The organism is Exiguobacterium sp. UBA6309 (genome assembly GCF_002439205.1).
GTDB lineage: Bacteria > Bacillota > Bacilli > Exiguobacteriales > Exiguobacteriaceae > Exiguobacterium_A.
The window spans coordinates 45,523-46,041 of the sequence record NZ_DJTL01000028.1 but is presented as its reverse complement, the minus strand read 5'-3'; the positions used below and the strand labels follow the sequence as shown (position 1 = coordinate 46,041).

The following is a 519-nucleotide window of genomic DNA, read 5'->3' as shown; positions in this document are numbered from 1 at the left end:
CCATCGCGATTTTTTCACTCGTTGCTTCCGCATGGACATCAACGAAGATCGCATCGACTTTTCCTTCGACTTCCGCAATCAGTTCATCAACGGTACGGAACGGGTCACCGAGAGGTGGTAAGAAGACCGTTCCTTGGACGTTGATGACGGCAATCTTTTTATTGCCTGCCTTGACGATCATCATCCCACGACCTGGTGTGCCTTCCGGATAGTTCGCAGGACGGATGATCCGGTCCGCGTCGTCAATCCAGTCAAAGATGTCACGGTTATCAAACGTATGGTTCCCCATCGTGATGCCGTGGAATCCGAGTTCGAGGAATTGATGATAGATCGACTTCGTGATGCCGCGTCCGTGTGCTGCATTTTCACCGTTGACGAGCATGACGTTCGGATTGTATTTCGCTTTCAAGCGTGCTGTGAATTGTTGCAGGATGTGTCGACCGGGTGCACCGACGACGTCTCCGACGAATAAAATCTTCATTGCTGTTCCTCCGTTCATTAAAAAAAGTGGCGGTCGCC

Annotated in this window: 1 protein-coding gene; it reads right to left on the bottom strand. The window is 51.1% G+C overall.

Features of this window, described 5'->3' with window-relative positions; translation table 11 throughout:
• A partial coding sequence (locus B3M90_RS10365) for a TIGR00282 family metallophosphoesterase (protein WP_290783975.1) occupies positions 1 to 481 on the bottom strand: 481 nt, incomplete at its 3' end.
• Positions 482 to 519 lie beyond the last annotated feature (38 nt).